Here is a 7,477-nt window from a genome sequence, read left to right on the forward strand (position 1 = left end):
CGTGCCGGGCTCTCCTCCGGGATCCCGACGATCGGCGTCCCGGCAAGATCCGCCTCCCCTATGCCCGGGTCCTCCGGGATACGGGCGATGAGGGGTATATCGCCACCGGCAGCAGCAACGTTGCGGTCCCGGTTGATGACGAGGTAAACCCGGTCCCGCGAGAGCCCGAGCGCCTCCGCGAGGTTCCGGATGCGGCTGGCGGTCCGCATCCCCCGGGCGCCCGGGTCGCTCGTGATCAGGAGGATATCCGGACTCCTGACGGTCCCCCGCGCGATATGCTCCATCCCCGCCTCGGAGTCCACGATGACGAGCCGATAGCCGCGCTCGAGCGTCTCGATGCACTCGGTGAGGAGGGCGTTTGGGAAACAGTAGCATCCCGACCCCTCGGGGCGCCCCATGGCGAGAAGATCATAGCCCTCTGCCTCAACAAGCGCCCTGTGGAACCGGTACCTGACATAGCCCATCCGGTCCATTCCGGGCGGGATGCTCCGGGTGAAGGCCTCCTCCCGCATGCTCCCGAGCGTCTCCGTGACTGCGACCCCCAGGGCCTCGTGGAGGTTCGTGTTCGGGTCGGCGTCCACGGCAAGGACCGGCCGCTCGCCGGCCGCAACCAGCGCGTCGATTAAGAGCGCCGCGATCGTCGTCTTCCCGGTCCCACCCTTCCCTGATATGACGACGGTACAGGGCCGGATCACGGCTCTTCACCCCGGAGACGGCGCGAGAGCAACGCTGTCGCTTCCATGATCGCGGCGGCCTCCTGCTCGCCGGCGTTCCGAATCCCGCAGGTCGGCGTGATCAGGGACTGGCGGTCGAAGAGGTCGGGGTCGATGGTCTCTGTCGCCTTGGCACGGATATCCCGGAACCGGGCAAAGAGCGAATCGGAAGTCTCGGCCGCAAAGACAGCGTAGTCAGCAGGGACGACTCCCCACGCCACCACGCCCCCGGTCTCCATGTAGCGAGCGACGTCGTCGGCGTAGAGCAGGAACTCCCGGGCGTAGGTCCAGGCGTCGATCGAGACCACGGCCGGTGCAAGTCCGAGGACGAATCCCCAGTCAGTGTTGGCGCAGCAGTGGATTCCAAGCCCCCCCTCGAGGAGATCGGCGATATCCCCGAAGGCGGATGCCGCGACCCCGGGATCCACCGGGACGACCCCTGAACCGAGCGACGCAAGATACGGCTCACTGAGCACCACCAGGGTCGCGCGTGCGCCCATTCGCTCCCGCATCGCTTCCTCACACCACCGGGCCCGCAGCGCGAGAAGTTTCCCGAGCAGATCGGCGTATTCGGGATCGTAGAGGATGGGCCGGCGTGTCTCGTCCACCACCTGCATCCCGAAGGTCACCGGGCCGGTCACCTGGCACTTGACAAGAAGGGCATCCGAGAGGTCGCGCCCCATCATCGCGTGGAACCCCGACCCGTAAGCCTCGCCGACCTGGTAGGGCTCAGCGTTCCCCTCGAGGTAGTCGAGGAGAACCTGCTCCATCGCCTCCGAGGGGTCGGCGCCCCGGTCGACCGTGAGCCTGCCCTCCCGGACTACCCCGCCCGGGAGGTGCTCAGAATCGGCAAAGACGATCGACTCAAGGAGGCCCCGGTTCGGCAGGGTGGGGATGAAGGGGATCTCCGGGAAGATCGCGAGCACCGCCCGGCACGCCGCATCCGGGTCGCGATGGGGGAGCGCCCCCACACCGGTTGCGCGGAGTTCCGGGGACGGGATCATGCCTGCCACGCCCCTCACCCCTGCCTTGCCCGGCACGCCTCAAGCATCTGCTGCACGTGCGGGAAGAGCGCGAGATCGGTGTGCGGCAGGAAGCAACTCGATGTGTAGCGGTCCATGAAGGACGGCTCCGTGTTCAGCTCGATGTAGGTGATCCGGAGAGCAATCCCGTCGAGCGCCTTCCGCCGCTCCCGGTTGACCAGGGCGATGTTCGCGCCGGTGATCGCCCCGTTCCCGATGTTTTCGACCCGCTCCAGGGGAACCTCAGGTATCAGTCCGATGGTGATAGCGTTCTCTTTATTGAGGTAGTTCCCGAACGCCCCCGAGAAGTAGATCCTGCCGATATCGCGGGGCGTAAGACCCGCCGCATCGAGGAGCGTCATGCAGGCCCCGTGGATAGCCGCCTTGCTCATGATCAGGTTCCTGATGTCATTCTCGGTGATGACGATATCCTTCCCTATTGATGTCTCCTTCTTCCAGGCCACCACGAACTCAGGGTGGTACGGCCCCTTCCTGACCCGCGGATGGTCGATCTCCAGGTTGATCTGTCCTGTTCGGTCGATGACGCAGGCGCGGATCAGTTCTGCAATCAGGTCGATGAGGCCTGAGCCGCAGATTCCCCGCGGCCGGATGCCATTGATCGTCGAGTAGGACGGCGTGAGGGTGTCTGCATCGATCCGGACCCGCTCGATCGCGCCCGGGTTTGCCCGCATACCAAAGAGCACCTCCCCGCCCTCGAGGGCCGGGCCGGCCGCGCCCGCGCAGGAGAGCATCCAGTCGCGGTTGCCAAGCACTGCCTCGAAGTTTGTGCCGATGTCAACCATGAGCGAGACCTCGTCGCGGTCTGCCATCCCCGACGCCAGGATATCGGCGATGATGTCGCCGCCGATGAAGTTCGAGACCGCCAGGAAGGTGTAGACCCCGGCGTTCCGGTGGGCCGCGATCCCGATCCGCCCGGCGGCCGTCGAGAGCATCCGCCGCACGACAGGGATGTAGGGCTCGGCGATCATGTAGGAGGGGTCGATCCCGAGGAGGAGGTGGGTCATCACCGTGTTTCCGGCGATCACCACCTCAAAGATCTCCTCAAGATCGATCCCCCCGGCATCGGAGGCAGATTTCAGGGATTCATTGATGCTCTCCGCCGCAAGTTGCTGCAGCCGGGAGAGACCGCTCTTCCGGGCGAAGTTCACCCTGGAGAGGATATCCTCGCCGCAGGAGATCTGGCGGTTGTAGTTGGACGCCGTAGCAAGGACCCGGCCGTCGGTGAGGCTCCTGATATAGGCCACGACCGTGGTGGTCCCGAGGTCCACGGCCGCCCCGTAGAGCCGGCCTGTGGTGTCGCCCTCGTCCACGTTGAGCAGGCGGTAGCCCCCGGGCACCAGGGCGACCGTGCCGGTCACGTGCCACCCGCTCCGGCGGAGCACCTGCGGGAGGTAGCAGAGGACCTCGAGCGGTGCGTATATACGGTTGGGGGGCGGGCCTTCCTGACCTTCGATCCCCTCCAGCAGGCGGGCGAGGTCGGGGGTGGTGTCGTCGAGGGACGGGGGCGTGAGATGGACCTCGTACTTCCAGACGGCGGGTTTTAACGGGACCTCCTTCATGCCCGGGATCTCCACGAGGATCTTCTGCTCCTGGATGAGCGACTCTGCCGGGACCTCCACACGGACATCCCCGACGATGGTTGCCCGGCAGGCAAGGCATGCCCCGCTGGCGATCTCGTTATTTGAGAAGAACCTGCGGCAATCCTCAATATCGAATGATACTGTGCCGTCTTTGATGAAGACAAGGCACTTACCGCACTTTCCCTGCCCGCCGCAGACCACGTTCATAGGGAGGCCGGCTGCACGCGCCGCGTCAAGGATGGTCGTGCCGGAGGGCACGACCGCCTTCCGGTAGCCCGGGAGGAACGTCGCGGTCGGCATCAGACCACCCACTCCTTCTCCAGGTACCCGGCGAGTTCGGCCGCATCCCGGGGGCCGACCATCACCTTCCAGCCGGTCGCATCCTCGATCTTCCCGGAGAGGGGAGCGGCGTAACCAGGGATGATGAGCAGCCTGTGGTTCACCAACTCGGGGGCGCGGAAGTTCCGGAGCGAGTCTGCGACGAGGGTCTCTGTCAGTTTTCCGCCAGCGACGGCCGTAAGGACCGAGAGGCCTTCGGTGTCCACAACGAAGAGGTAGGAGGGTATCCGGGACGCCTCGAGGTAGCCGAGCAGCGTGAAGTAGGTGAGCGAGAAGTTCACCGTGAGGAGGACCGGGGCGCCGCGCCCGGGCTCGTTGACCGGGTAGAGCCCGGGCGTTACCTGGATGGGTTTCTGCGGGTCGGTGTAGATGTTCTGCCGCAGGGTGAGCGCCGCTTCTACGGAGGCAGAAGGGAGCGGGGGGACGACGATGATCCCGGCGTACTTCAGGATCCCTGCCGCAAGGGCTGCATCGGTCTCCCCGAAGGGTGTTGTGTCAAGGAAGATGGGATAGCCGAGCGCAGGTTCGGTCCGTCCGATGGCGGCCTTCCTGATCTCAGTCGCGGCAGCGATATAGTCCCGGAGTGACCGCGGAGCGGGATCGAGCATGAGGTCTGAAACTCCGGCATCCGCGCAATTCCCGGCGAGGGCTGTGAGCCCTGCGGGGTCGGCAGCCCGCACCGCGAGCGGGCAGCCGTAACGTTTCGCGAGCGCGACGATATCCTGCCAGTTCTCTTCGGTTGCGGCGTGGACCAGCGGCCGGTAGTGCCCGGCGACCGCGAGAGCAGCCTCATGGGATACGGGGTCGCTAGCGATCAGCACCAGGGGGAGGGCACTCCCGCCCCCGGCCAGCGCCACGGTCTCGGCGAACCGGTCGGGAGATCCGCTCTCGTCTCTGACCGCAACCCCGGTCAGGACGAGGTCCATCCCCACCCGGTGGACGACCCTCTCCCTGACTGTCTCCACGATGGAGCGCACCTGCTCCTCCGGCCAGGTGTCTGAGACCTGCACCATGATCCCGGGTGGGTGGTAGAAGGTCTTCTCATGCCGGAAGAGGACGAACTCCTCCCCGACAGCAACCGACCGCTCGCCCACGCCGACCTCGACAAGCCGGACAGGCGGCCGGGTCGCCCCGCCGAGCAGGGCTTTCGTCCCGGAATCGAGGTCAGGACAGGCCTCGACCTCCACCTTCCCGGTGGCGAGTTTCATCGCGAAGGCAAGGCAGGTGGGATACCCACACTTCTTGCAGTTCGTCTTCGGGAGAAGTTTGTAGATCTCGAGCGCCTTCATCGCCGGTTCACCTCCAGGACTTCCCGGAGTTTCTTCACGGACAGAGGATGGCGGACGCAGACAATCGATGCGCCGGCCACGAATGCGGAGTAGGCGGTGTAGAACTCCCAGGCGACCGCCATCGCGTCCCGATCCGCCGGTGCGGCCTCCCGCACCTCACGGACCGAGAGGGTATCGGCGGGAGCGCTGATCATCGGCATCGCGAGGTCCGCATCCCCGGCGAGGCCAGCGAGACGTACCCGCTCCATCACCGAGTAGGAGTACTCAAACCCGTAACCGAGCGCTCCCGTGTAGGGGTCGATCACGATCCGGTCCCTTGGTATGCCGGTCTCGCGGAGGAGGATGTTCAACTGCTTCGCGAGGTTGATGTCGATGGGCGACTGGGCGATCACCGCATGACCGTAGGCCAGCGCCGCTGCGGCGACGCTCCGGTAGCGGTCGGCCTCAGCGGTCCCGAGGAGAAGCCGCTCGCCCTCTCCCGCCTCCCCGCAACGGCGGAATACCTCGCTGTCGAGCTCCGGCTCGTTGCTCCCCTCGACGATCAGGGGGCGGGTCGTCGCCGCGAGCACCTGCTCCGTTGTCGCAGCGATCGTGTCGAACGCGTTAAAGCCGTGCTGTTTCGTGCTTGTGAAGTTCAGCCGTACCAGGTCCGCACCATAGGTGCGCTCCGCGGCCCGCGCCCATTCGCCGGGGTTGTTCGCGAGATCGCCCACGTAGTCGCGGACAACCGGCGGCCAGAACCGGGGTTCGTCACAGATCTCAAGCGCCACTAAAAACCTCCCCGGCACGTTGCCGGAGAACGGCAGACCGCGTTCGCCCCCGATCACGTAGGAGACCTCCCTGGTTCCCCCTTCCTCCCGCGTGGCGCCGAGACGCACCTCGCGGATCGTCAATCCCTCGTCACTCTGCTCTGTCACGCACCATCCCTCCTAGATCAGCGACCTCATCGCGAGTGCGGGATGATCGACGCGCTCGAGAAACGCGACGAGGTCCTCGATCGTCGGCGCCGAGACCTCGTCCGCGATCTTCGCAAAGAGGTCCGGCATCCCCAGTGCAGCAAGTTTCTCCCGCAGCCGGTCTCCGAGTTCCTCTTTTAAGGAGGCCGGCATCCAGACCACCCGCGTAATACCGTTCTCGGCCTGGAGGAACCTGTCGCTCAGGATATAGTTCTTTGAGATGCCGATGAACCCCGGCGTCTGCGCGCCGCCCCCGATCGTCCCCGCGAGCGTCGAGAAGGTCATCCCGAGCGGGGTCTCCCCCGTGAAGTCGCGGCTGACGACGAGAATCCCGTTCACCTCCGGCACGATGGCCGCGATGCACTCGAAGCACCCGCAGGCGGTCATCGGGTTCTCGACCATGCTGTAGAGGGAGATCCGGTCGACCTCACCGTGGGATGCCTTCTTTACGAACCGGTTCACCCCCGCAAACTCACCGCAGACGGCATCGACCGTCTCCCCCTTCGGGACCGGCTGGTTCGCCCCGGCGGGAGCGATCTCGTGGGCAACCCGGGCGTCGAGCCAGGTGATTGCCCCGCAGAGCGCCGGCCGTTCCGGCGTGATGACGCAGACATGGTTCGGGGCGAACGTCTGGCAGAGGGTGCAGGAGTAGAAGGTCTCCACATCCTCATCCTTCATGCCGCTAATCCGCTCGTCGCGCCGTGCGTAGGCCTCCCGCGCCTCCGAAAGCATCCCCTCGACCTTCTGCCTGTCGGTGACCAGCGTCACCTGGACCGCGTCGATGTGGTCCGGAAACTCCGCCTTGAGTTTGTGGGCAAGCAACGTCCCGATGTCCCGGATCCTGACGCCTTTCGCCACTGCCTCTTTCGAGAGCCTGACCCAGATGAGGTCCCGCTGCGCAACGTGCCAGGACCCCTCGCCGTAGTTGACGAAGGTATGGATCCGCCGCTCGAGCACCGGTTCGTAGTCCGCTCTCATCCTCGCGCCGGCGACGTCCACCAGGATCGCGAGCGGGAGGGCGGCGCCTGCCGGGACGGCGTCGACCTCCGGTCCGACGACGGTGACCTTCCCGTCCTTCACCTCCTCGCGGGGCCGCATCCGGAGGAGCTCGAAGGCAGGGGTCCTCCCGCCGCCGAACTCCACGTACATCTCCTCCTTGCGGATGCTCTTCCCCTCGAACGCGGGGGAGCAGGCCATGGGTATCGGGATCGCCGTGACCGTGACCCGGATCCCCCGGAGGTCCATGCCGGTCCGGACCGCCGTTGCGGGAGCGACCGGTATCCACTCCCCTCCCTCGTAGCCCTTGCCGGCCGCGAGGATCGGTATCCCGAGCACCCGCAGGGCGTCGACGAACGCGGCCTCTTCGTCGGTGAGGCCCGGAAATGCGATCACGAACGCCTTCGCCCGTTCGGCGGCGTAGCCGAGCAGGGAGTGAACGTCTCCCGGCTGCACCCCCCCAAACATCATCGCGACCCGGGCGAGGATGTCGGCGAAGTGGATGCCCCGGGCGCTCTCCGGACCGAGCGGCACCAGGCGGTAATCCAGCCCCAGGCGGAC

The 7,477-nt window shown here is 66.1% G+C and carries 6 protein-coding genes; all 6 read right to left on the reverse strand.

Annotation, left to right across the window (positions count from 1 at the left end):
• Positions 1 to 695: AAA family ATPase (locus tag BP858_RS03845; RefSeq protein WP_286878891.1), on the reverse strand; the 695-nt coding region annotated here is incomplete at its 3' end.
• A complete protein-coding gene (locus BP858_RS03850; RefSeq protein WP_286878898.1) occupies positions 692 to 1,717 on the reverse strand; it encodes a hypothetical protein in 1,026 nt (341 codons plus the stop codon). The genes BP858_RS03850 and BP858_RS03845, both read right to left, overlap by 4 nt.
• A 14-nt stretch (positions 1,718 to 1,731) precedes the next feature.
• Positions 1,732 to 3,636 carry an ASKHA domain-containing protein gene (locus BP858_RS03855; RefSeq protein WP_286878892.1) on the reverse strand — a complete coding sequence of 635 codons (1,905 nt, stop codon included), beginning with the start codon at positions 3,634 to 3,636 and terminating at the stop codon, positions 1,732 to 1,734.
• Positions 3,636 to 4,964, reverse strand: a complete 1,329-nt coding sequence (gene acsC / locus BP858_RS03860) for an acetyl-CoA decarbonylase/synthase complex subunit gamma (protein ID WP_286878893.1) — start codon at positions 4,962 to 4,964, stop codon at positions 3,636 to 3,638. The genes BP858_RS03855 and acsC overlap by 1 nt, the downstream gene beginning before the upstream one ends.
• A complete protein-coding gene (locus BP858_RS03865) occupies positions 4,961 to 5,881 on the reverse strand; it encodes an acetyl-CoA decarbonylase/synthase complex subunit delta (RefSeq protein WP_286878894.1) in 921 nt (306 codons plus the stop codon). The genes acsC and BP858_RS03865 overlap by 4 nt, the downstream gene beginning before the upstream one ends.
• A 12-nt stretch (positions 5,882 to 5,893) precedes the next feature.
• Positions 5,894 to 7,477, reverse strand: a 1,584-nt coding sequence (gene acsB, locus BP858_RS03870; protein WP_286878895.1) for an acetyl-CoA decarbonylase/synthase complex subunit alpha/beta, incomplete at its 5' end; no start/stop codon positions are given.

The sequence above is a fragment of the Methanoculleus sp. UBA413 genome, from assembly GCF_002502935.1.
Taxonomy (GTDB): Archaea; Halobacteriota; Methanomicrobia; order Methanomicrobiales; family Methanoculleaceae; genus Methanoculleus; species Methanoculleus bourgensis.

Bases quoted from the DNA above. Each gene is read 5' to 3' on its own strand.
- BP858_RS03850 (WP_286878898.1), bottom strand. From the start codon at position 1,717: ATGATCCCGTCCCCGGAACTCCGCGCAACCGGTGTGGGGGCGCTCCCC.
- BP858_RS03855 (WP_286878892.1), bottom strand. From the start codon at position 3,636: ATGCCGACCGCGACGTTCCTCCCGGGCTACCGGAAGGCGGTCGTGCCC.
- acsC (WP_286878893.1), bottom strand. From the start codon at position 4,964: ATGAAGGCGCTCGAGATCTACAAACTTCTCCCGAAGACGAACTGCAAG.